Here is a 22,928-nt window from a genome sequence, read left to right on the forward strand (position 1 = left end):
GCATTGGGTGGCATGAATTCACAAAGGTCTCAAGGGTATCAATGGACGCGCGCCTAGATGGAACCCCCCTGAGTAGTGTGAATAAAGGGTTGGGTTTGGACTGGTACTCTTCGATCTTTGAACTCATCGATATGCGCAGCTTTTCGAATCTGTGGTTCTGGATCGTACTGGCGGTACTCTGGTCGTCGGCCAGCCACTGGGTGATGGGCATCCCATATGATCTGGTTGTCCGTGCCCGCCGGATCGGAGGTCAGGTTGAAACCGATCTGCTCGACATCGTTCGCATCCATACAAATCGGATTCTGCTGATTGTCGACATGTCTGGCACCATCCTTTTGGCGTTTGGGTGTTTTCTGTTCACCGGGATGGCCACGCTTGGGTTCTATTATGACGTCGAATTCGCGCAGGCCCTGTTTTTGCTTTTGTTCCCAATGACCTTGGTGCTTTTGGTCAATATCGTGCATGCAAGGCGTCTTCGGCGGCAGGAATTGACTCTCGAAACTGTCTCAAAAACAATTTCCCGCTGCCGACTGTATACCCAGATCATCGGCATGATCTCGATACTGGTCACTTCGTTCTGGGGCATGTATCAGAACCTTTCGATTGGCGTTCTGGGATAGAAGATTCTGAAAGGCGAGGCGATGAAGGCTCCGAACCACGTGACAGTTGGCGGCGCCCCCGAAGGGTTTGACGCGCAGCTGGTGCTGAACGAGATTGCCCGCAGCAAGGGGCCGGTGGCCCATGTCGCACGCGATGACAAGCGGATGGAAGCGATGCGTTCCGCACTGGCGTTCTTTGCGCCTCAGATGCCTGTCTTTGTGTTTCCGGGCTGGGATTGCCTTCCTTATGATCGGGTCTCGCCCAATGCGGATATCTCGGCGGCGCGCGTGGCCACACTGGCGGCGCTGGTTCACCAGATGCCCCAACAGTATGTATTGCTGACCACGCTGAACGCCGCGACCCAACGCGTCCCGGCACGAGAAGTTTTGCGAGAGGCGGCGTTTACTGCCCGAGTTGGCCATCGCATAGATGAAACCGCTCTGCGAAACTTTCTGGTGCGTATGGGGTTCACACAAAGTCCAACGGTGATGGAACCCGGCGATTACGCCATCCGTGGCGGCATCATCGACATCTTCCCTCCGGGAGAGACGGGCCCGGTTCGGCTGGACCTGTTCGGTGACGTTCTGGACGGTGCGCGACGCTTTGATCCGGCGTCCCAGCGAACAACCGAAAAGCTGGACATCGTTGAACTTGCACCGGTGTCCGAAGTCATCCTGGACGAGGCCGCCATAACCCGGTTCCGTCAGAACTATCGCATCGAGTTTGGTGCCGCCGGTACAGATGACCCATTGTATGAGGCCGTAAGCGTGGGCCGCAAACATCAGGGGATCGAACATTGGCTGCCGTTCTTCCACGAAAAACTTGAGACGTTATTCGACTATTTGCCGGATGCGGTGATCACTGTCGATGATCAGGTGACGCCCGCGCGTCTGGCGCGTTGGGATACGATTGCCGATCAGTACGAAACCCGGCGACTGGCGCTGGAAAACCGATCCCGCATGGACACGGTCTATAAACCCACACCTCCGGGGTTGTTGTATCTTGACGATACCGCCTGGGAGGCGGCGGTCGCGGATCGTCGGGTTTTGCAGTTCAGCCCGCTGCCGCAAGCCTCTGGCCCCGGTGTCATCGATGCGGGCGGACGCATCGGGCGCAACTTTGCACCGGAACGCCAGCAGGAAAGCATCAGCCTGTTCGGTGCTTTGGCCAGTCACATCACTGCAAAGCTCGACAAAGGACCGGTGCTGATCGCCTCATATTCCGATGGCGCGCGGGAACGCCTGACCGGCCTGATCGAAGACGAAGGGTTGGCCGAGGCGATACATGTGGCCAATGGCACCCGCATTGGTAAACGCGGCTTGCACCTTGCCGTCTGGGCGTTGGAGCACGGGTTCGAAAGTCCTGATCTAACGGTGATCGCTGAACAGGATGTGCTGGGCGACCGGCTGATCCGTCAGCCCAAAAAGCGCCGCAAGGCCGAAAACTTTCTGACCGAAACCCAATCGCTCAGCCCCGGTGATCTGGTTGTTCACGTGGATCACGGCATAGGTCGTTACATGGGCATGGAGGTCGTCACCGCAGCTGGTGCTGCCCATGAATGCCTGTTGCTGGAATATGCCGAGCAGGCAAAGCTGTACCTGCCGGTCGAAAACATAGAATTGCTGTCGAAATACGGACATGACGAAGGTCTGCTGGACCGTTTGGGCGGCGGTGCATGGCAGGCAAAGAAGGCCAAGCTGAAAGAGCGCATCCGCGAGATGGCCGATAAGCTGATCCGCATCGCCGCTGAACGCGCGCTGCGCAAAGCCCCGGTCATGGATCCGCCGCCCCACGCGTGGGAAGAATTCAGCGCGCGGTTCCCATATCAGGAAACCGAAGACCAGTTGCGAGCGATCTCGGATGTGATGGAAGATATCCATTCCGGCGCACCAATGGATCGTCTGATCTGCGGTGACGTCGGCTTTGGCAAGACCGAGGTTGCCATGCGCGCCGCATTTGTCGCCGCCATGTCGGGCGTTCAGGTTGCGGTTGTAGCGCCCACCACTCTTCTGTCCCGCCAGCATGCCGCGAGTTTCAGGGAGCGCTTTCGGGGATTCCCGCTGGAGGTGCGGCAATTGTCGCGCTTTGTTTCGTCGAAAGAAGCCCAGAAAACCCGTGACGGGCTGGCCCGCGGGACAGTGGACATCGTGATCGGAACGCATGCGCTTTTGGCCAAGAACATACGGTTCAACAATCTGGGGCTTTTGATCATCGACGAGGAACAGCATTTTGGCGTGGGTCATAAGGAACGGCTGAAACAGCTGCGCTCAGACATTCACGTGCTGACCCTGACCGCGACACCGATCCCACGAACGCTGCAACTATCGTTGACCGGCGTGCGCGACCTGTCGATTATCGGAACACCTCCAATCGACAGACTGGCGATCCGCACCTATGTCAGCGAGTTCGATGCCGTTACAATCCGAGAAGCGCTGCTGCGTGAACACTATCGTGGGGGGCAGAGTTTCTATGTTGTACCGCGCATCTCGGACCTGCCTGAGATCGAAGAATTTCTGAAAGATCAACTGCCTGAGCTCACTTACGTGGTCGCCCATGGCCAGATGGCAGCGGGTGAGCTCGATGATCGGATGAACGCGTTTTATGACGGGAAATTCGACGTGCTGCTGGCCACGACAATCGTCGAAAGCGGGCTGGATATTCCGACGGCGAATACGATGGTCGTGCACCGCGCGGACATGTTTGGCCTTGCGCAGCTCTATCAAATCCGGGGCAGGGTGGGGCGCTCGAAAACCCGTGCCTATGCTTACCTGACCACCAAACCGCGTCAGAAATTGACCGCTGCCGCCGAGAAACGCCTGCGTGTTCTGGGCTCGCTGGATACGTTGGGGGCCGGGTTCACTCTGGCCTCGCAGGACCTTGACATACGTGGTGCGGGCAACCTGTTGGGTGAAGAACAATCCGGCCAGATGCGCGATGTCGGCTACGAGCTTTACCAATCCATGCTGGAAGAGGCGATTGCCAAGATCAAAGCCGGCGAGATGGAGGGGCTTTCGGATGCGGACGATCAATGGGCCCCGCAGATCAATCTGGGTGTGCCGGTTCTGATCCCCGAGAACTATGTGCCAGATCTGGATGTGCGCCTGGGGCTCTATCGCCGCCTGTCATCGCTGTCGACAAAGGTCGAACTGGAAGGCTTTGCTGCGGAATTGATCGACCGTTTCGGTAAGTTGCCGAAAGAGGTGAATACCTTGATGCTGGTTGTGCGGATTAAGGCCATGTGTAAACGCGCCGGGATCGCAAAGCTTGACGGCGGGCCGAAAGGCGCGACCATCCAGTTTCACAATGACAAATTCGCCTCGCCGCAGGGACTGGTTGAGTTCATTCAGAATCAACGCGGTATGGCCAAGGTCAAAGACAACAAGATCGTCGTGCGCCGGGACTGGAAAAAAGACAGTGACAAAATCAAAGGGGCATTTGCAATTGCCCGCGATCTTGCTGAGAAAGCGGTTGTGGCGCAAAAAAAGGTCAAAGCAGGTTGAGATGTGAGAGGGGGCTCTGCCCCCGCTGCGCGTACCGCGCATCTCCCCCGGGATACTTACGGCCAGATGAAGAAGCGGATCCCTGCTTCATCTGGCTAAAAATATCCCCGCCGGAGGCATGGTGCGTCAGCACGATCAAGACGTTTTAGCTACGCATTGCCGCCTGCGCACAGAAGCAGGACGCAGCTACCATTCGGTCGGCGCGGGCCAACGTCAGGTCAAGCCGTTGTTTGACCTGTAGGATTTCAACATCTTCCCCGCGGGCTTTGAGACAATCGTACAGCCCCTTCAGGCTCCACACGTTGTCGGGATGGATCGAAGCGCGGCTGAGCGAGCCGCCAAGGCCAAGATCTTCGCGATAGACGGCCTCCGCTTCCGCCGCATGACCTTGTTCGAACAGCAACGCGCCAAGCGCGTGGCGGGTGGGCTGCATCCATCCCCAGGGTTCGTCATAGGGCAAGGTATCGTCCAGCTCGACCGAGCGGCGCAGATGGGCAAACGCGATTTCAAACTTGCCCTTGCGGTACTCGATCTCACCACGCAGCATTTCCCTCGCAATTTCCAGTAGGTCAATCACACGGTTGTTGTGCAGCCTGCGTGTTTCCGGAACGCATTCTTTGGCGGCAAGAAACAGATTTTCTTCGGCCTCGGCATTGGCGATATCACCGGTTGCTGCATGAGCGATGGCGCGCGCGTAGTGCGTTGTGGCGGTCAGAGTACGGAACAGGTCAGGATCTGAGGGCAGTTTCAGTGCCTTAGCCTCGTCCCAGCGGCCAAACCGGATCAGGATGTGAGGGCCCATGGACATGTAGCTTTCGAAGTAATCGGCCATCGGGGGGCTTTCGATGCGCAGCAATTCTTCGGGCGTTGTATCCCACAATCCCTGATTTGCACGTAGGGCGGGTTCGATCTGTCCAAGAAAAAGCGCACCGTAGATGGCAAAGTGATAATTGTGCTGGCGATAGCCTGTGTAAATGTTGAACGCGCCTTCGCGTTCGTAATACTTCTGGTCGGCTTCCGAGGCTTTCTCGTTCCAGTGCACAACGTTGTGGTAATGTCCGCAGAGCAAATCGATATGTGTCGGCATATGTACCAAGTGGCCTGCATCCGGAACCAATGTGCGCAGGACATCCCCTGCTTTCAGGGCTTTTTCTGGTGTTGGAGACATCTCCATCAGATGAACATAGAGGTGCAGCAGGCCCGGGTGAGACATCGCAGACGGATCGTTCGCCATGGCCCATTCAAGCGCATCTTGCGCTTCCTTCGTTGCCGCGCCCTGGGCGGGTTGACCCGTTTCCAGATCCCACATTTTCCACGGTGTCAGGTTCAGCATTGCTTCGACATAGATGGTACGCAAGTCAAGGTGGTCCGGGTGCGCCGCAAATGCCGCGCGCATCGCGTCGGCAAAACCGTGGTCCCATTGGTGCATGTCCTCAACCGGACCGCGTTGCGGGTAACGCGCAGGCAAGGCCTGAATTAAGGCCTGTTCGACGGCAGTGCATCCTGCGAGCAGGCTAAGAGCTTTCTGCATCGCGTCGTAAGCCCGTGACAACGCTTCTTCCCGACCTCTCTCATCCAGCAGGTCCCAGGGGAGGTTGTAGTTTGGTCCGGCGGCATACGCGACACCCCAATGGGCCATCGCGCAGTTCGGATCATGCTCGGCCGCGCGTTGGAAACAGACAACCGCTTCTTCGTGGTTGTAGCCGTATGTCCAGTTCAGCCCTCGGTCGAACCACAGCTGAGCTTCGGGACTGGAAGTGGAAACTGGGCAGGAATAGCTGCCCAGATCGTAATAGTCGTTCATCGCAGTTCCTCCCGTAAGTTCAGGGTAGGATAGCGTGATTCACCCGCAATTCACAGGTCAGGCAGGCAGCCTTTCTTCGATGCGACCCATGTGGATCATCAGGCCAAACGCCAGAACGCACATACTCAGGATGCCAATTGTTAAAGGCGCGATGGACCCGTTGAACAGAAGCCCGATCGGGGCGGCGATTGCCGCGGCCAGTACGGTTGAAATCGACCCGACAACCGACGCGGCCATGCCCGCGATGTGGCCCATGGGTTCCATGGCAATGGCATTCAGATTGCCGATGGTTACACCAGCCATGAAAAAGACCATCGTCTGCCAGAAGACAAACAGGGCAAATGACATATCGGGCGAAAGGTTCGCCATGTTCAGGATGATGACGACAGACGTGATGGCAATCTGCGCGCCGAAGGCAAAAGTCACCATCCGGCGCATCCCAACACGCACCACCAAAGCCGCGTTCAAAAGGCTGGCCGAACCTGACATCAGGGCGACAAATCCGAACCAGAAGGGAAAGCTGTCGGCCCGATCATGGATCACATCATAGACCGGTTGCACCATAGTCAGCATGGTGAACAAGGTCCCCATGCACAAGGTTTGCACGAAGATAGACAAGCGCACAGTGGGATGCGCAAACATTTCGTTCACAGCCGCAATCATCAGATGCAGACGGAAGGGGCGGCGGTCCTCGACAGCCAGAGATTCGGGAAGTCGTGTGCTCATCCACAACACGACGATCAGAGCAAACAGGATAAAGGATACGAAGATCCCGCGCCAACCGAAGAGAACGATAACACCAGCGCCCAGCATCGGAGCCGCTGCTGGTACCAACGTAAAGATCATCATGGCAATCGAGATGATGCGTGCCATTTCCCGGCCCGAATACAAGTCACGCGTGATGGCCATCGCCACGACACGAGGCCCGGCAGCGCCCAGACCCTGCACAACACGCGCAATCAGTACCAGTTCCAGCGAAGAACTGGCCCAGGCAACAGCCGAAGCCGCAATGTACAAAAGCGCACCGCAAAAGATCACTGGCTTGCGCCCCAGCGCATCCGATAGCGGGCCGGTAAAGAATGTACCGATACCCATTCCCAGAACGAAGGATGTCAAGATCAGTTGGGCGCGATTGACGTCATCAGGGCTAAGCTGCGCGCCGATTTCAGGCAGGGCGGGCAGCATTGAATCGATCGAAAACGCGATAGTGGCGAACATCATTGCGATCAGCGCAATGAATTCCGCCTTCGACATGCGGTTGGCCATGAAGCACTCCTAACCTGTTCGCGCTATCATGGCGGGTCAGGTTAGACCAGACTGGAAATTCGCACAGACCTCTGTGCTATTCTGCAGGATAAGTGTCAAGTTGAGACATGATTTCAGCGATCACTTTCTCCCACATTTCAGGCGGTTGAGCACCCGGAACGGCATGTTGATTGGCAACAATGTAGGTCGGGACCGAGCTGACGCCCATTTCACGAGAATGAGTATCGCGGTTGCGAATATCCTCGCGATCAGCGCCGGATTTCAGCAGCTTCATGACCACCGCAGCGTCCATTCCGGCACTGTCTGCGATGTCGGACAGGACCTCGGGGTCGCCGATATCGCGGGCCTGAACGAAGTAGGCATCGAATAGCGCATCGACGACAGCATTCTGTTTGCCTTCGATCCCGGCCCAATGGATCAGGCGATGTGCATCCAGAGTATTGGGTGTGCGTTTCATGCCTTCGAAGTCGATCTTCAGACCAGCGTTTTCAGCGTGTTCAACCACGGGCGCATAAGCACGTACGGCACCGTCCTTGCCACCGAACTTGCGTTCCAGATATTCGCGACGATCCATACCTGCGTCCGGCATATCAGGGTTCAACTGAAACGGATGCCATTCGATGACAAAAGGGTGCTCGGGCACATTAGCCAATGCTTTGTCCAGATGCGTTTTGCCGATATAGCACCACGGGCAGATCGGATCGGACAGGATGTCGAGCTTGACGGTCTGGGTCATGTGGCTGGTGCCTCGAAATAGGCCGGCAACGCCCGGCGCAGGAGTTTGCCATTGCCACCGGTGGGCAGCGCAGACAGGTGGATGAAGGCGCGTGGTTGTTTGTAACGTGCCAAGTTTGCCTCGACATAGGTGCGCAGGGCTGCATCGTCCAGCTTTTCCGGGCCGGTATAGAAGGCTGCTATCACAAATGTGTCCGGTTTGACCTCGACCGCGGCCGCGCCGACCTGCGTGATGCCGGGAAAACGGGACAGGGCGGCTTCGACCTCGACCGGGGACACGCGGTAGCCTCCGGCATTCATCATGTCGTCGTCCCGGCCCAGATAACTGATCTGGCCGTCCACTGCCATTGCCCCTTGATCTCCGGTCAGGAACCATTCGCCTTGCATCCGGGTTTCAACTTCATCCGGTGCATTGAGGTAGGTCAGCATCAATCCAGCGTCAGACCGATGAATGGCGATGGTGCCTTCTTGCCCCTGCGGCACCGGGCCGTCCGGGCCCAGAATGGCCACGCGACGACCCGGTTGCGGGTGCCCCAATGCGTCGCCGCGTGCGGGATGGGCCGGGCTGGAGGATATGAAGGTCGAGCATTCAGACATGCCATAGGCTTCGAACAACTCCGTACCGGTGGCGCTTAACCATTTCTCGTGCAGGGCGCGCGAAAGCTTTTCCCCCGCGCATAAACCGTGGCGCAGGTCAGGTAAGCTGATTTGCTCATACTCTTGCACCAATTTGCGAAAGACCCCCGGTGCCGCCGCAAAGATCGTTGCGCGATGCTGGTGAAGCAGAGCGGGCAGGGCGGAGATGTCCGTGCCCGGTTCCAGGATCAAGGCGGTTGCGCCGATGGTCCACGGGTCCATCAGACCGGTGCCAAGTGTATAGGTCCAGTTGAACGCTCCGGCGTGACACAGCCGATCGGACGTGCGCAGACCATACCAACCATCGACCATCAACTGCCGCGCCCAGATTGCCCGATGGGCATGGGCCACGGCGCGCGGACTGCCCGAGGTTCCCGAGGTGTAGACGACATATGCCATGCGCTCGGGGTCGCCCAGGTCATAGCTGGCGGGTGGAATGTCGCGCATGGCCTTTAATGCATCCAACTCGATCTGTCTGGGATGAGGCGCGCATGAGACAGCGGGATCACGAAGAACCGCAGCCGGGGACAGATCGTCGATCATTCTGGCGGTTTCGGGTTCCGTCAGTTGCGACGAAGTCGGCACCGGAATGATACCCACTGAAATCGCGCCCAGATAGGCAATCGGGAAATCCACCGTATTGCCGAGCCGCATCAGAACGGTATCGCCGGGTGTCAGACCTGATTGCAGCAACCCCGCGCCTGTGCCCAACACGGCAGATTGCAGGTCGCGATAGGTCCAGTCCTGCGCGCCGTGGGGCATTAGTACCGACAACGCCACTTTGTCAGGGGCCTGATCGGCTCGGCCAAGGACATGCGCCGCCAGATTGAACGGTGCGGGGCAGGGCGCGGGCGCCCCCTGATCGAAAACAGATAACATGGCCATTGGCTAACGCGGTGTCTGGCGCGTTGCAAGCGCGGCTGGCCAAGCCTATAGAGAATGGCATGAGCACCCAAGATCCCAAATCCCTGATCCGAATTGCCCGCGATTCCGGCGATCACACCGAAGTTGAACCGCTGGACCTTGGCGCGCGCGTGCGCGAATTGCGAAAAGCGCGGAAATGGACGCTGGAGCAGGCCGCCAGTCAGGCCGGTTTGGCCCGTTCTACGCTCAGCAAGATCGAGAACGGGCAGATGTCACCTACCTATGACGCGCTCAAAAAGCTTGCGGTTGGCTTGGAAATCTCGGTGCCTCAGCTTTTCACACCGCCGCAGCGGGATCAGGTCATCGGACGGATGGCGATTACCAGGATGGGCGACGGGGCGGCCCATGCGACAACGACCTACGAGCATGAGTTGCTGGCCGAAACCCTGACCAAGAAACACATGCTGCCCTACCGCGCGCGGGTTCGGGCACGGTCCATGGACGAATTCGACGGCTGGGTGCGCCACGATGGCGAAGAGTTCATGTATGTTCTGACTGGTGTTGTCCGGCTCTATACCGAGTTCTATGAGCCGGTCGAAATGCGTAGGGGTGACAGCGCCTATTACGATGGCAGCATGGGCCATAACGTAATCTCCGTCAGTGACGAAGATGCGACAATCCTTTGGGTCACATCACTTGCTTAGCGACGCGCGGCAGAATTCTCTGTTCAGACCTTCGGTGAACAGGAAATCTTCGACCTCTTCATGAGCTTCGTTCATGGTTAACTGGTGACGCTCTGCCAGATAGGCTTCGAACCCTTTACGATCTTTTGATACGCGCATCATGTCCTGGTCACGCAAATTCGGAAAACGCCGCTTTGCACGTGCGTAGGCCGCATTCCAGTCTTGTGTCAGATCCGTCCAGTTCATCATGTATGAGCTTTCCTTATGTAGCGTTTAGGACTGCTCTCCCCCTCTTTAGGGTACGTAATGGGTGCCGTTAGGGAAGACATGACAAAATGTCGCAGCATGCCACTGCATTCCTTTTACAAGATTGTGCCTCTGCAATACCTGCCGCAACAGGGCGGCAGGCTTGAAACTGTTTAAAGCACCTGCGGATCAGGAGATCTGTTTGGTGCGGAACCGGGTATTCCCGGCGCGCGAGTTGTAAAGGCGACCTCCATCTTTGGGCTATGTCTAAATACCGCGATTCAATGCAGCTTTTAACGTTGACCGAAGCAGGCTGAAGGTGCGTCTCATGGGATCATCCGGCATCCGATATGGCCTGCATCTGATGCTGCGACCTGCTGTCGCGAAACGTATCCCTAGTGTGACGGCCATGTGCTGAATTCCGCCGACAGGCGTGGTTTTCCGGGGCCAATCGTGCTGGAAGCGCGAAGGAATCGCGTTTTTCAAGGGGTCCGCCAACACCGTGCGGAGAACAGCCGGTGTCGTGCAAAGCCCGGCTGCCCTGATGTTCAAGTGATTACCCGGCGTCGTACCACCACACTTCCGGCATGTATTGCGGTCCGTCGCCATAGATTGGCACAGTCTCAGGGAACTTGAGCTCGCGGATATGGGCAATCCGCCCGACATCAAAACTCCAGATCGGGATGACATAACGACCGGCCGTCAGAACCCGGTCAAGCGCGCGGGTTGCCGCGGTGAAATCTTCAGGTGTTTCCGAGGCAAGCATGGCGTCAATCATCGCATCAACAGCGGGCGAGGCCACGCCCATCAGGTTGCGTGTACCGGGTGTGTCCGCATTCTCGCTTCCCCAATACAAACGCTGTTCGTTGCCGGGAGACAGTGAAAGAGCACGCCGGAAAGGCGTAACATCAAAATCCAGCTCTCCGGTGCGCCCGACATACTGCGCGTTGTCGACCTGTTCCGCTGTGATCTGAATGCCAAGTCGTTCCAGCGCGCGGGAATAAATCTCGACCACCGACGCCATCTCGCTATCCCCCTGCTGTAGCAAGACCGTCATTTTGAACGGGTCACCATTCGTGTTGCGCAAAACCCCGTCCTGAACGGTCCAGCCCGATTCGGTCAGCAGTTTGGTGGCTTTGCGGATGTTTGCGCGGTTGCGGGCTGAACCGTCGCCCTTCGGCAGTTCATACCCTTCCAGCGTGCCGGGGATCAGATCCGAGGCAAAGGGTTCCAGCAGGGCTTTTACCTGCCCTTGGGCCGGTCCGGGCTGCATGGCCAGGTCTGAGCCCGAGAAGTAGGACGTGATCCTTGGCTGCGTCCCACCAGTGATCGTGTCGTTGATGAATTCGAAATTGAAGGCCAGCGTCAGGGCCTCGCGAACGCGCCAGTCGTTAAACGGGGCTTTGCGGGTGTTCATCACGAACCCGGTCATGCCTGACGGTTTGCCATGCGGTATCTCGGTCTTGATGACATCACCGCGCTGAACGGCGGGGAAGCTGTATTGCGTGTCCCATTTGTCGCCGTTGAACTCACGCACCGCTGATAGTTCACCGGCTTTGAAGGCTTCGAACAGGACGCTGCCGTCGCCGTAGAACTCGATCCGCATTTCGTCCAGATTCATGGTGCCGCGGCGGAACGGGATATCCTGCCCCCAATATTCGGGGTTGCGACGAAGGTTCACATAGCGCCCCGCCTCGTAGCTATCGATCACATAGGGGCCGGTGCCGATTGGGACATCTTGCAAGGCGGCGTCGGCAAAATCTTTGTCCTGCCACTGCGCCTTTTGCAGGATCGGACGCATCCCTGCGAGCAGGGCAAGTTCGCGATCCGGCACGTTGAAAGTAATCCGAACCGAACGCGGGCCAGTCTGTTCGATCCTGTCGATCTTGTCCCAAAAACCGCGATAGCGCAGATGTCCCTGAGTACCGAGCGTATCGTATGACCAGATCACGTCGTCAATCGTGACCGGGGTGCCGTCAGAAAAACGGGCCTCTTCCCGTAGGGTAAATTCAACCCACGACCGGTCCGGCGCCGTCTCAACTGATTCGGCTAACAGCCCGTAAAGTGTGAAAGGTTCGTCCCAGGATCGCCCCATCAGGCTTTCATGGGTCCAAAAAGGCAATTGCCAGGGCGAGGTGCCTTTTTGCAAAAACGGGTTCAGGCTGTTATAGCCGCCGGTATTTCCGAAAACGACTTTACCGCCTTTTGGCGCATCGGGGTTGGCATAGGGTAGGGACACAAAATCCGGTGGTAGGGCCGGGTCCCCATACATAGCTATGCCATGAGACGATTCTGCATGGGCGACAGAGATCATGAAAATGCTTGCGATTCCCGCCGCAAGTGGTCGAAACGGTCGGAGAAAATCCGGGCTCATTTTGGAAACAATCCTGCTCTGGCCTTATTTTGTTGGGATTCACCGTAGTGATGATTTTTCATATTATCAAACTTTTAGCTTGGACGAAGGCGTGGAATTGCTTATAAAGGATGCACTGCTCGATAGGTTTCTTGCCTGTATGAAACCTGCCTCAATAACTTAACGCCCGCTTCGTGCGGGCGTTTTTTTTGGCTGCTTGAGAAGTGTCAGGCTGGGATTTCAGGCAGGTGTGTTTCCCCGTTTTCTTTGCAGGTGCAGCATGGCATTGTGCACCAAATCATCGCTTCAGGGAGAACGGTCATGAGCCTTTCCGGCAAAACAGCAATCATCACGGGGTCTAATTCTGGCATCGGACTGGGGGTCGCGCGCGAGCTGGCGAAGGCCGGAGCAGATGTTGTCCTGAATTCCTTTACGGACCGAGACGAAGATCACGCGCTGGCCGCTGAGATTGCCAAAGAGACCGGAACCAAAGCGCGTTACATCAAGGCGGATATGTCAAAAGGCGAAGAGTGCCGGGCGCTGATTGAGCAGGCCGGAGCTTGCGACATACTTGTGAACAACGCGGGCATTCAGTTTGTGTCCCCGATCGATCAGTTTCCGGCGGAAAAATGGGATGCGATTATTGCGATCAACATGAACTCGGTCTTTCACACGACCGCTGCCGCACTGCCGATGATGCGCAAGGCGGGTTGGGGTCGTATCGTGAATATCGCCTCGGCCCACGGCCTGACGGCGTCGCCATTCAAGGCAGCCTATGTTGCCGCCAAGCACGGGGTGGTGGGGATGACCAAGACCGTTGCGTTGGAAACCGCGCAAGAACCTATCACCTGCAACGCCATTTGCCCAGGCTATGTGCTGACACCCCTGGTTGAGGCCCAAATCCCGAACACGATGAAAGAATACAATATGAGCCGCGAGGAGGTTGTAAAAAACGTGCTTCTGGAACGGCAACCTTCCAAGGAATTCGCCACGGTTGAGCAACTGGGCGGGACAACCATTTTCCTGTGCTCGGACGCAGCGGCGCAGATCACGGGAACCACGATTTCTGTCGATGGCGGCTGGACCGCCTTGTGATTGGCCTTGGGGGCGCTGCCCCCAAACCCCCGGAGTATTTCTGAAAAGATGAAGGGTGAAGGCGGTGGTACGGATCAATCTGGCTTTGCAGGGCGGCGGTGCGCATGGGGCGTTCACCTGGGGTGTGCTTGACCGACTGCTGGATGAGGAAGACATCGAGGTTGCCGCGATCACCGGAACATCCGCCGGTGCGTTGAACGGTGCGGCGTTCAAATCGGGGATGGTTCATTCAGGACGTGAGGGTGCGCGTGCGCAGCTGGACGGGCTTTGGAGGCGTATGGGTGCGATTGGAGACATGCGTATAGTCAATTGGTTTCGCGGGTTGGAACCGGCCGCAATCGCGCAGGCGATGGAATATTCGGTGCCGTTTTCAATCGGTGATGCCTGGTCGCGGATGGTGTCGCCTTATGCCTATGGTCCATTCTACAGCAATCCGCTGGAGCCGGTGGTGGACAGGTTCAATTTTGCGGAAGTATGCGCCGATGCGGGACCCCGCCTGTTTGTGTGCGCCACCTGCGTGAGAAGTGGGAAAATCCGCGTCTTTACTGGCGAGGAGGTCTCGACAGATGCCATTCTGGCTTCAGCTTGCCTGCCGACCCTGTTCAAGGCAGTCGAGATATTTGATCCAAATACTAACCGGGTCGAAGCCTACTGGGATGGCGGTTATACTGGTAATCCGGCGCTCTATCCGCTGTTCAACAATGACCTGCCGGATGACGTAGTGATCGTGAATATCAACCCGTTGGAGCGCGACGCGGTACCGGTCACACCGCAGCAGATCCAGAACCGGATCAACGAGATCAGCTTCAATTCCTCCCTGTTTCGCGAATTGCGGGCAATCAGCTTTGTTCAGCGGCTTCTGAAAGAGGGCAAGCTGAAGGCCGGGGACATGAGCCGCGTTCTGGTGCATATGATTGCGGATAACGAGTTGATGAGCAGCCTGTCTGTTGCCACCAAAACCGTGCCCAACCCGGTTATTTTGCACAAGCTGAAACAGGCGGGGCGGGCGGCAGCGGATCGTTTTCTGGCCAAGCACAAGAGTGATCTGGGCCAGACCAGTACAGTCGATCTGCCGACCATGTTCGGTTAATCACTCGGGTGGTTGCGTAGGGTCTTTTTCGTTAGGATAAACGAGCCCGGCCGAGATCACCAGTTTCGCGGCATCCTCAATTGTCATGTCCAGCAAAATTACGTCTTCCGCCGGGAAAAACAGCAAAAAGCCCGAGGTCGGGTTGGGGGTGGTCGGAACAAAGACGCTTAGCAGCTCTCCTCCGGTCTCTGCGCGTTTGCTGATTTCGCCCCTGGCGGTTGTCGAGACGAACCCAATGGCCCAGATCCCGCGGCGGGGGTACTGGATCAGGCAAGCCTTTTCAAAAGAGCGTTCGGTTTGGGCAAATACGGTTTCCGAGATCTGTTTGATCCCCGAATAGATCGAGCGGACGACCGGCATCCGATCTACCACGCTTTCGGCGAACAGGATCAGGGACCGGCCCAGAATGCCTTTGGCGATCCACCCTACAATCACGGTAAAGATCAGGAAGATCACGACGCCCACACCGCGCAGGTTGATACCAACGTATTGTTCCGGTTGGAACTGATGAGGCACCAGTGGCAAAACGGCACTGTCGATCCAGCCGACTACCGACCAAATCAGCCAAACCGTCAGCCAGACCGGTGCAATGACAACGAGGCCGGTCAGGAAAGATGCGCGCAGCCGTGCCAGCATGCCAGGGCGGCGATGATGCGGTTCTTCGTCGAACGGTGTATTCATCTTGGTTCCGAGTGGTTATCGGGATTTAGGTAGTCAATCGGTATCCATGGCACAATAGGCTTGCGTTATCCCTGTTCTGCCAGTGCCCGTGCAATCGCCGCAGCAAGGCGCGCGTTGTTGCGCACGAGGGCAATGTTGGCGGTCAGCGAACGTCCTTCGGTCTTTTCAAAGATACGTTGCAGCAGATAGGGCGTCACATCTTTTCCGGTGATCCGATGCGCATCTGCATCGGCCTGTGCCTCGGCGATGATGGGGGCCAGTATTTCGGAAGGGATCTGATCCGCGATCGGGATCGGGTTCGCCACAAGCTGCCCGCCGGGCAGGCCCAACGCGCGACGCGTTGCATGGGCCTTGGCGATAGCCTCAGGAGTGTCCATGCGCAGGGGGGCAGCATAGGGTGATTTCGCAGACCAGAAGGCAGGAAACGCATCCTGGCCATGGGCGATGACAGGCACCCCCAGCGTTTCCAGAACTTCAAGAGTTTTGGCCAGATCAAGGATGGCCTTGGCCCCGGCTGCGACGACGGTGACTGGTGTATGGCCAAGTTCGTGCAGATCAGCCGAGATGTCGAACGTGGTTTCAGCGCCCTGATGCACACCCCCGATGCCGCCGGTGGCAAATACCTCGATCCCGGCATAATGCGCGGCGATCATGGTGGCGGCGACGGTTGTGGCTCCGGTACCACCGGTCGAGATGCAGGCCGCCATATCTGCGCGCGAGATTTTGGCAACGCCTTGCGCCTGACCCAGCCATTGCAACTGGCCAGGCTCGAGCCCCACATGCAATTTGCCTTCAATCACCGCCATGGTCGCCGGAACCGCCCCCGCATCGCGGATGTCCTGTTCGACCTGCGCCGCAACTTCGACGTTTTGCGGGTAGGGCATGCCATGGGTGATGATGGTGCTTTCCAGCGCAACGATGGGATGACCCGCGTCCTTGGCAGCGCGGACCTCGGCTGAATATTGAATGTCGATCACAGTGGGGTTTCTCCGGAAACGTAGGTTGCTGCGGCATGCAGAGCGCGGGTCAGAGCCTCATCACTCGATGCGCCGCCGGATTCTGAGGCGATATGAGCCGCCATGAAGGTATCCCCGGCGCCGGTCACACGGGTGACCAGAACGGAGGGGGGTGTTTGGGTCAGAATTTCGTCCGAACTGCCGACCGTGGCCGAGCTGCCGCCATCGGTGACCAGCACGCGCAGTGCGCCACGATCCAGAAGGCCCTTTGCGGCAGATTCAGAATCAGTGAATTCACGCTGGCACAATATTCCTGCCTCTTCGAGGTTCACATAAAGCGTGGCGCGGGCATGTTTCAGGAAGGGCAACAGGCGCTCGGCCTTGCCGGGCGAGGCCGGGGCAACACGCAGATCGGCACGGGCAAATGCAGGGCTTTGGGCGATTTCTTCCAGCAGGTTCAGGGTCAGGTTGCCGTCAAGCGCAATGGGCCCCTCAAAGGGCGTGTTTTCATAGCCAAGCGGGCCGTGCATCAGCGGACGCAGTATCTTAGCGCCAGCGGCTTCCAGCGAATGTGCGTCGGCAATGGCCGCGATCAACCCGTTGGCACCTTCGACGGCCATATATCGGTCGGTCGGCAAGTCCTGCGAGCGATAGATGTGATCCGTGATCATACCTAGGCGGGAACAGGCATGAATCAACTCGTCGCCCTCGGGGTCGCGGCCAATGGCGGTCAGCAGGGTTGGCGTCATACCAAAACGCACCAGCGTCATGGCTATGTTCATCGCAACACCACCCGGCAGGCGGGTAATCCGACCAGGCACGTCCGAGCCTTGCCGCATGGCACTGGCCGATCGTCCGATCACGTCCCACAGGACCGAACCGATACACAGGATATTACTGTTCTGAGTCATAAAGGACGTCATGCCGCAGCGGTGATGCCCATGCAAGTCAGAACGTTACCGCAATCAGAGATTTACGGTGCACAGGTCCGATATGCCCTTTGGGCTTGCGATCTGCGGCCTTCGCGGGAACAATCGATAGCAATGATTGGTGATTTGATTTTCCTGTTGGAGCTTTTCGTATGAATGGCCCTGTTTTCCGCGCCATCTTTCGAACCCTCAAAACCTGTGCCCTGAGTTTTTTTGTTCTTGTAGCTATGCATCCCGGATCCGGCAGAGCGCAATCCGCCCCGCCGACCGTCGTTGATTTCTGGGTCAAGTCCGACACTTTGTTTATAGAGTTGAAATGGAATGCCGAGGCCATATTAACCGGGAACAGTCCCGCGCAGCCCGCTGCGTTTTCCGACGATCCAAACTACAAATCCTTGCGGCGACTGGTTTCCTCTGAGCTGGAACCCCAGATCAGAGAGTTCGTTCAGCTCTGGAAACATAATCTTATCGTGGAGGCACCAGAGCGATTGAGTTTGTCTTATGAAGGTGTGCGTATTCCTGTTGTGGGAGAAACGGAGAAAGTGCGGGTTTCCAAACTGTTGCTGACTGCTCCTTTGCCCGATCAGGCGTCAAACCTGCGTCTGATCTGGCCGTCAGAAAGCGGACCCATCGTTCTGCGACAGCAAAATGTCGCGGCCCCATACACCGGGTATTTGGCTGCCGGTGAAGCCAGCCCGCTGATCCCCTTGCAAGGCGGGGCGTCTCTGACAACGCAACAAACATTGCAGACATATTTCACAAAAGGGGTCGATCAGTTTCTCCGAAACCCAATTAAGCCATCCATTCTTGTTTTGGCGCTAGTGTTTCTGTCTTTGAAATTGCGCCCAGTGGTATCTCAACTGGTGTTCCTGTCAGCGGGCGCTCTGATCGGGCTTGGGCTGGGTTTGCATGGCGTATTGGATGCAGGAAAAGTGAGCGAGGCCCCGGTTCTGGTGGCTTCGACCATCGTTCTGGCGCTGTGGAATCTGGTTGCCCGGCGATTGCAGGTCTGGCGTTTGTTGGCGGTTCTCGCCATTGGCGGTCTTCAAGGTCTGGTATTTGCCTCGGCCCTGATCGGGATCGGAGTGCCGCCAGATCATCTGCCCCCGGCCATCTTGGGCTTTGGCGCCGGGAATATTCTGCCGCTTTTTGCCGTGGCCCTTGCCGGGCTTGCTCTGGCGCTTTTGTTTTCTGGCGGCTCACACCGTATACGAGGCCGGGTATCGGTTCTGGCCTCGATGCTGATTGCAGGTGCCGGGGTCTACTGGATAGTCGAGCCTTGGGTGCAGGGTTAAGGCAACGCGGCCAGCAGCATTTTCAGTGCGCCAAGCGGATCGTCACTGCCCCAGATCTCATCGCCGATGCCAAAGAAATCGGTGCAGGGGGCCAGATCGCGGATCAATTCGGGCGTCAACCCACCTTCGGCCACAACCGGAACCTCGATCATCTCGGACCACCATTGGAACAGGTCCTTTTCGGCGCGGGTCCCATCCCTCAGTTTGGCCGAGCCGACAGGACCGAAAGCCACATAATCCGCCCCGTTTTCACCAGCAGTCATGCCATCATGGCTGGACGCGCCGCAAAAGCTTCCGACGATTGCATCGGCGCCCAGTTCCTTGCGCGCGGTGCGGACCGAGCGTGCAGCATCATCCAGGTGCACCCCGTCCAGCCCCAAACGCTGCGCCAGCAATACATGGTTCGAGATCACGATGGCCACGTCGCGCGAATGGGCGACTTCGCGACAAGCGTCCGCTGCACGGGCGATGGTATCTTCGTCGCTTCCGGCCAACGCGAGGCGGATACAGGCAATCTCGACCCCGTCCAGCACAGTCGCCAGCTTGTTCGTGAACGTGCTCAACTCGATGGTCGGAGGCGTGATCAGGTAAATCTGCGGCTGCTCGGGGGTGTCCATGGGCGCGTCCTTCGGCTTTCAGTCTTTGGCGCGGTTTAGCGGATTGCGGCTGGGAAGCAAACTTTTATGGATCAGAGCCTGCAAATAACGCCCCTGCGCCTTGCCCTGCAAGAGCCTGCCAATTACAGCAGGCCAAGTTTTCTTAAGGTGAGCCATGCCCAGCGACAAACCCCAGCCTTCCTTCGTGCTTGTGCGCCCGCAAATGGGTGAAAACATCGGTGCTGCTGCGCGGGCGATGTGGAACTTTGGGCTTGACCGGATGCGTATCGTGGCCCCGCGTGACGGCTGGCCGAACCCCAAAGCGGTGGCAATGTCCAGCGGCGCAGGGCGCTTGCTGGATGAGGCGCAGCTGTTTGACGACTTGGCCGGGTCGCTGGCCGACAGCACGTTTGTCTTCGCCACGACAGCCCGTCAGCGGGGCTTGACCAAACCTGTCTACAGCCCAGAACACGCAATGAAGATTGCCGCCGGAAAGATCGCGGCAGGCGAGAAGGTTACCGTTCTGTTCGGCCCTGAACGCGCGGGGCTAGAGAATGAAGACATCGCCAAGGCCAACGCGATCATCTCGGTGCCGGTGAACCCGGAATATGCCTCGCTGAACCTTGGTCAATGCGTATTGCTGACCGCCTATGAGTGGATGCGCCAGACCGGGGATGTGGTGCATGAATCGACCGACCTGGGCAAAGGTGACTGGGCCACTGGGATCGAGGTCGAAAAACTTGTCGAGCATTACGAGGATAGGCTGGAGGAGGCGGGGTTCTTCTACCCTCCCGAAAAGGCCGAAGGGATGAAGGTTAACCTGCGCAACCTGTGGTCGCGGATGCGAATGACACGGGCCGATGTGCAGATGTTGCACGGGATCATGCGTCAGATGGTCCGCTGGAAGGATAAAGGCTGAGGCTGGACCTATCTTCACCCAAGCCCTAGCTTGCGACAAAATCAGGACATGAGGACAGCATGAGCGGTAAGCGCAGCATCTTCGAAGAGGTCACGGACACCAAAAAACAACAGGCGGTTCAACCCGGTATGATCGACCGGGGGCGCGGCGGCGCGCGCAATGCGATCCGCGTCTGGCTGATGATCCTGTTTGCTCTGGTCGTTGTGATGATCGCGGTTGGCGGCTTGACGCGCCTGACTGACAGCGGCCTCTCGATCACCGAATGGCGCCCGATCACCGGAGCTTTGCCGCCGATGACCGAAGCGGACTGGCAGGCAGAGTTCGACAAGTACAAGCAGATTGACCAATGGCGCATCCAGAACCAGTGGATGGAACTGGGTGATTTCAAATCCATCTATTGGTGGGAATGGGGCCATCGTCAGTTGGGCCGCATGATCGGTTTGGTCTGGGCCGTTGGATTTCTGACCTTTCTTCTCACCCGCAAGATCCCGACAGGGTGGATGGGAAAGCTGATCGTTCCGGGTCTTCTTGGCGGTCTGCAGGGCGCTGTTGGTTGGTGGATGGTGGCCTCGGGCGTCACCCAGGGTGAAGGCATGACGGCTGTTGCAAGTTACCGTCTGGCAACGCATTTGGGGCTGGCTTTTGTGATCCTGGGAGTCCTGGCCTGGTACATCTTTGAACTCGGCCGGGAAGAACGTGACCTGATGCAGGCGCGCCGGGCCAAAGAGGTCAGGCTGTTTTCATTGTCCACAGGGCTGATGCACTTCGCCTTTTTACAAATACTCATTGGCGCGCTTGTCGCCGGGATCGACGCCGGGCGGTCTTACACCGACTGGCCGCTGATGGGAGGGCAGTTGCTTCCACCGGATGCGACTATGTTGGAGCCGATGTGGCGAAACTTCTTTGAAAGCCCCGGTCTGGTACAGTTCATCCACCGGTGTGCAGGGTATCTGCTGTTCATCTTCGCCGTTGTCGTCTGGCGACGTGGCAGCGGCAGCGCGCATCCGCAGACGCGTTTTGCCTTCAACGCTGCTTTCGCCGCGCTTTCGTTACAGGTCGTCGTCGGCATCGTGACCGTGGTTTACGGCGCGCCATGGCAGGTCGCTATCTTCCACCAGTTTATGGCCGTCATCGTTTGGACGCTGATCCTGCGCGCGCGGTTCCTCACGGCTTATCCAATCGCAACATCTGTGCGCGGAGTTTGAAATTATGACCGCTTTCAATGAACTGATGACCTTTCAGCGGGAAACTTCGGCTTTGGGCCAGATCGCCGGTCGGCTTGGCTGGGACCAGGAAACCGTCATGCCGCGCGGCGCTGCGCCACAGCGCGCCGAAGAAATGGCAGCTATCGAATCTGTCCTGCACGCACGTCGTTCTGATCCTCGTGTTGCCGAATGGCTGGATCAGGCCGCGCCTCAGGATGAGGTCGGCAAGGCGCAGATGCGTGAAATCCGGCGCGCATATGATCGCGCGGTGAAGGTGCCTGCCGATCTGGCGACGGCGATTGCCCGTGTGACATCCGCTGCGCAGGGAAAGTGGGCGCAGGCGCGCGCGGACGAAGATGTCTCGGCCTTTCTTCCGGTTCTGGAAGAGGTCGTATCGCTGAAACGACAGGAAGGCGAGGCGCTGGCGCAAGGGGGCGACGTATACGACGCCATGGTCGAAGATTACGAGCCTTACACGACCAGCGCACAGATTGCGGATATCTTCGACCAGATGCGCCCACGACTGGTGGCCCTGCGCGCCGCTGTGCTGGAGCGGCCCGAGCCCGCTGCCCTGAACCGCAGTTTTGATGAGCAGACCCAGATGCGTCTGACACAAAAACTGGCGGTCGCCTTTGGCTATGACCTGAACAATGGCCGCGTGGACAAGGCGGTTCACCCGTTCAGTTCAGGCAGTGGTCTTGATGTCCGCATCACCACGCGAACCAGCGAAACGGACCCGTTCAATTGTTTCTATTCCACCATTCACGAGGTGGGCCACGCCGCCTATGAACAGGGGATCGACAGGAAATACCTGCTGACACCGCTCGGGTCTGGTGTGTCGATGGGCGTGCATGAAAGTCAAAGCCGGATCTACGAAAACCAGTTGGGTCGGTCGCGGGCCTTTACCGGTTGGTTGTTCGAACAAATGAAAGAGGCGTTCGGCGAGTTCGGCATTGCCGATCCGGATGCGTTTTATGCGACGGTCAACCGCGTCCATAACGGCTATATCCGCACCGAGGCGGATGAGGTTCAATACAATCTGCACATCATGCTGCGGTTTGATCTGGAACGCGCGCTGATGGCCGGAGACTTGCAGGTCGGCGATCTGGAAGCCGCCTGGAATGATCGGTTCAAGGCAGATTTCGGTTATGCGGTCGACAAGCCCTCGAACGGTTGTTTGCAGGATGTGCATTGGTCGGTTGGGTTGTTCGGTTACTTCCCGACATACTCGCTGGGCAATGTCTATGCTGGGTGCCTCTATCAGGCTTTGCGCGGTTCAGAGCCCGATCTTGATGCGCAACTGGCTCGCGGCGACACCACCGGTGCAACCGGCTGGTTGCGCGAGCATGTGCAGCAGCATGGCGGCCTTTATGCACCGCGCGAGGTGATTGCCCGTGCAAGCGGCATCGAGCCCGGACCGGACCCACTGCTAAGTTATCTCGAGACCAAGTTCGGCGCGCTTTACGATTTGTGAG

The 22,928-nt window shown here is 57.9% G+C and carries 19 protein-coding genes; 9 read left to right on the forward strand and 10 right to left on the reverse strand.

Annotated elements, in window-relative coordinates; all coding sequences use genetic code 11:
• The first annotated feature begins 95 nt into the window (after window positions 1–95).
• Both ACR0EK_RS01715 and mfd read left to right on the forward strand, forming a co-directional pair.
• On the forward strand, window positions 96–620 hold the full coding sequence (locus ACR0EK_RS01715) for a component of SufBCD complex (protein WP_480486469.1): 525 nt from the start codon (window positions 96–98) through the stop codon (window positions 618–620).
• Window positions 621–641: 21 nt separating this feature from the next.
• Window positions 642–4,100 (forward strand): transcription-repair coupling factor, encoded by a 3,459-nt coding sequence (mfd, locus tag ACR0EK_RS01720; protein ID WP_480564523.1) that lies wholly within the window; start codon window positions 642–644, stop codon window positions 4,098–4,100.
• 145 nt (window positions 4,101–4,245) lie between these two features.
• Here mfd and ACR0EK_RS01725 read toward each other — a convergent pair whose 3' ends face one another.
• The 4 genes from ACR0EK_RS01725 to ACR0EK_RS01740 form a co-directional block, all read right to left on the reverse strand.
• A complete protein-coding gene (locus tag ACR0EK_RS01725) occupies window positions 4,246–5,904 on the reverse strand; it encodes a tetratricopeptide repeat protein (RefSeq protein ID WP_480564526.1) in 1,659 nt (552 codons plus the stop codon).
• A 57-nt stretch (window positions 5,905–5,961) separates the two neighbouring features.
• A complete protein-coding gene (locus ACR0EK_RS01730) occupies window positions 5,962–7,170 on the reverse strand; it encodes a multidrug effflux MFS transporter (protein ID WP_480564529.1) in 1,209 nt (402 codons plus the stop codon).
• A 76-nt stretch (window positions 7,171–7,246) separates the two neighbouring features.
• Window positions 7,247–7,906, reverse strand: a complete 660-nt coding sequence (locus ACR0EK_RS01735) for a DsbA family oxidoreductase (protein ID WP_480564532.1) — start codon at window positions 7,904–7,906, stop codon at window positions 7,247–7,249.
• Window positions 7,903–9,420, reverse strand: a complete 1,518-nt coding sequence (locus ACR0EK_RS01740) for a class I adenylate-forming enzyme family protein (RefSeq protein WP_480564535.1) — start codon at window positions 9,418–9,420, stop codon at window positions 7,903–7,905. Before ACR0EK_RS01740 ends, ACR0EK_RS01735 begins: the two co-directional genes overlap by 4 nt.
• A gap of 65 nt (window positions 9,421–9,485) precedes the next feature.
• Here ACR0EK_RS01740 and ACR0EK_RS01745 point away from each other — a divergent pair, with 65 nt between their 5' ends.
• Window positions 9,486–10,109, forward strand: coding sequence for a helix-turn-helix domain-containing protein (locus ACR0EK_RS01745; protein WP_480564538.1), 624 nt, complete (start codon window positions 9,486–9,488; stop codon window positions 10,107–10,109).
• Here the strand turns inward: ACR0EK_RS01745 and ACR0EK_RS01750 are convergent.
• On the reverse strand, window positions 10,098–10,337 hold the full coding sequence (locus ACR0EK_RS01750) for a hypothetical protein (protein WP_209503780.1): 240 nt from the start codon (window positions 10,335–10,337) through the stop codon (window positions 10,098–10,100). The two genes, ACR0EK_RS01745 and ACR0EK_RS01750, sit on opposite strands and share 12 nt — an antisense overlap.
• Window positions 10,338–10,890: 553 nt before the next feature.
• Window positions 10,891–12,708, reverse strand: coding sequence for an extracellular solute-binding protein (locus ACR0EK_RS01755; protein ID WP_480564541.1), 1,818 nt, complete (start codon window positions 12,706–12,708; stop codon window positions 10,891–10,893).
• A 300-nt stretch (window positions 12,709–13,008) separates the two neighbouring features.
• Here ACR0EK_RS01755 and ACR0EK_RS01760 point away from each other — a divergent pair, with 300 nt between their 5' ends.
• Both ACR0EK_RS01760 and ACR0EK_RS01765 read left to right on the forward strand, forming a co-directional pair.
• The gene (locus tag ACR0EK_RS01760; protein ID WP_480505001.1) at window positions 13,009–13,782 is read left to right on the forward strand and encodes a 3-hydroxybutyrate dehydrogenase; all 774 of its coding nucleotides are present in this window, start codon (window positions 13,009–13,011) and stop codon (window positions 13,780–13,782) included.
• Between the two features lie 64 nt (window positions 13,783–13,846).
• The gene (locus ACR0EK_RS01765; RefSeq protein WP_480564545.1) at window positions 13,847–14,872 is read left to right on the forward strand and encodes a patatin-like phospholipase family protein; all 1,026 of its coding nucleotides are present in this window, start codon (window positions 13,847–13,849) and stop codon (window positions 14,870–14,872) included.
• Here ACR0EK_RS01765 and ACR0EK_RS01770 read toward each other — a convergent pair whose 3' ends face one another.
• The 3 genes from ACR0EK_RS01770 to ACR0EK_RS01780 all read right to left on the reverse strand — a co-directional run bounded on the left by ACR0EK_RS01770 (window position 14,873) and on the right by ACR0EK_RS01780 (window position 17,420).
• Window positions 14,873–15,553, reverse strand: a complete 681-nt coding sequence (locus tag ACR0EK_RS01770) for a DUF502 domain-containing protein (protein ID WP_267365243.1) — start codon at window positions 15,551–15,553, stop codon at window positions 14,873–14,875.
• Window positions 15,554–15,618: 65 nt separating this feature from the next.
• A complete protein-coding gene (locus tag ACR0EK_RS01775; RefSeq protein WP_480528362.1) occupies window positions 15,619–16,530 on the reverse strand; it encodes a pseudouridine-5'-phosphate glycosidase in 912 nt (303 codons plus the stop codon).
• On the reverse strand, window positions 16,527–17,420 hold the full coding sequence (locus ACR0EK_RS01780) for a PfkB family carbohydrate kinase (protein WP_480480723.1): 894 nt from the start codon (window positions 17,418–17,420) through the stop codon (window positions 16,527–16,529). The genes ACR0EK_RS01775 and ACR0EK_RS01780 overlap by 4 nt, the downstream gene beginning before the upstream one ends.
• A gap of 170 nt (window positions 17,421–17,590) precedes the next feature.
• Between ACR0EK_RS01780 and ACR0EK_RS01785 the strand changes: the two genes are divergently transcribed.
• Window positions 17,591–18,733: a HupE/UreJ family protein gene (locus tag ACR0EK_RS01785; RefSeq protein ID WP_480564549.1), complete on the forward strand. Its 1,143-nt coding sequence runs from the start codon at window positions 17,591–17,593 to the stop codon at window positions 18,731–18,733.
• On the opposite strand, the gene ACR0EK_RS01790 is transcribed toward ACR0EK_RS01785, so the two are convergent.
• Window positions 18,730–19,350: a thiamine phosphate synthase gene (locus tag ACR0EK_RS01790; RefSeq protein WP_480564552.1), complete on the reverse strand. Its 621-nt coding sequence runs from the start codon at window positions 19,348–19,350 to the stop codon at window positions 18,730–18,732. The two genes, ACR0EK_RS01785 and ACR0EK_RS01790, sit on opposite strands and share 4 nt — an antisense overlap.
• Window positions 19,351–19,504: 154 nt before the next feature.
• Here ACR0EK_RS01790 and ACR0EK_RS01795 point away from each other — a divergent pair, with 154 nt between their 5' ends.
• The 3 genes from ACR0EK_RS01795 to ACR0EK_RS01805 are packed head-to-tail and all read left to right on the forward strand — an operon-like array spanning window position 19,505 to window position 22,927.
• Window positions 19,505–20,248, forward strand: a complete 744-nt coding sequence (locus ACR0EK_RS01795) for an RNA methyltransferase (protein WP_480480728.1) — start codon at window positions 19,505–19,507, stop codon at window positions 20,246–20,248.
• Between the two features lie 59 nt (window positions 20,249–20,307).
• Window positions 20,308–21,453 (forward strand): heme A synthase, encoded by a 1,146-nt coding sequence (gene ctaA / locus ACR0EK_RS01800; protein WP_480480730.1) that lies wholly within the window; start codon window positions 20,308–20,310, stop codon window positions 21,451–21,453.
• A 4-nt stretch (window positions 21,454–21,457) separates the two neighbouring features.
• Entirely contained in the window at window positions 21,458–22,927 is a 1,470-nt protein-coding gene (locus tag ACR0EK_RS01805) for a carboxypeptidase M32 (protein WP_480545539.1), read from the forward strand.
• Window position 22,928 lies beyond the last annotated feature (1 nt).

The sequence above is a fragment of the Ruegeria sp. AE4 genome (genome assembly GCF_056542185.1).

Coding starts and splice junctions, on each gene's coding strand:
- ACR0EK_RS01790 (WP_480564552.1), bottom strand. CDS start 19,350: ATGGACACCCCCGAGCAGCCGCAGATTTACCTGATCACGCCTCCGACC.
- ACR0EK_RS01725 (WP_480564526.1), bottom strand. CDS start 5,904: ATGAACGACTATTACGATCTGGGCAGCTATTCCTGCCCAGTTTCCACT.
- ACR0EK_RS01760 (WP_480505001.1), top strand. CDS start 13,009: ATGAGCCTTTCCGGCAAAACAGCAATCATCACGGGGTCTAATTCTGGC.
- mfd (WP_480564523.1), top strand. CDS start 642: ATGAAGGCTCCGAACCACGTGACAGTTGGCGGCGCCCCCGAAGGGTTT.
- ACR0EK_RS01755 (WP_480564541.1), bottom strand. CDS start 12,708: ATGAGCCCGGATTTTCTCCGACCGTTTCGACCACTTGCGGCGGGAATC.
- ACR0EK_RS01770 (WP_267365243.1), bottom strand. CDS start 15,553: ATGAATACACCGTTCGACGAAGAACCGCATCATCGCCGCCCTGGCATG.
- ACR0EK_RS01740 (WP_480564535.1), bottom strand. CDS start 9,420: ATGTTATCTGTTTTCGATCAGGGGGCGCCCGCGCCCTGCCCCGCACCG.
- ACR0EK_RS01795 (WP_480480728.1), top strand. CDS start 19,505: ATGCCCAGCGACAAACCCCAGCCTTCCTTCGTGCTTGTGCGCCCGCAA.
- ACR0EK_RS01735 (WP_480564532.1), bottom strand. CDS start 7,906: ATGACCCAGACCGTCAAGCTCGACATCCTGTCCGATCCGATCTGCCCG.
- ACR0EK_RS01750 (WP_209503780.1), bottom strand. CDS start 10,337: ATGATGAACTGGACGGATCTGACACAAGACTGGAATGCGGCCTACGCA.
- ACR0EK_RS01730 (WP_480564529.1), bottom strand. CDS start 7,170: ATGGCCAACCGCATGTCGAAGGCGGAATTCATTGCGCTGATCGCAATG.
- ctaA (WP_480480730.1), top strand. CDS start 20,308: ATGAGCGGTAAGCGCAGCATCTTCGAAGAGGTCACGGACACCAAAAAA.
- ACR0EK_RS01805 (WP_480545539.1), top strand. CDS start 21,458: ATGACCGCTTTCAATGAACTGATGACCTTTCAGCGGGAAACTTCGGCT.
- ACR0EK_RS01785 (WP_480564549.1), top strand. CDS start 17,591: ATGAATGGCCCTGTTTTCCGCGCCATCTTTCGAACCCTCAAAACCTGT.
- ACR0EK_RS01780 (WP_480480723.1), bottom strand. CDS start 17,420: ATGACTCAGAACAGTAATATCCTGTGTATCGGTTCGGTCCTGTGGGAC.
- ACR0EK_RS01745 (WP_480564538.1), top strand. CDS start 9,486: ATGAGCACCCAAGATCCCAAATCCCTGATCCGAATTGCCCGCGATTCC.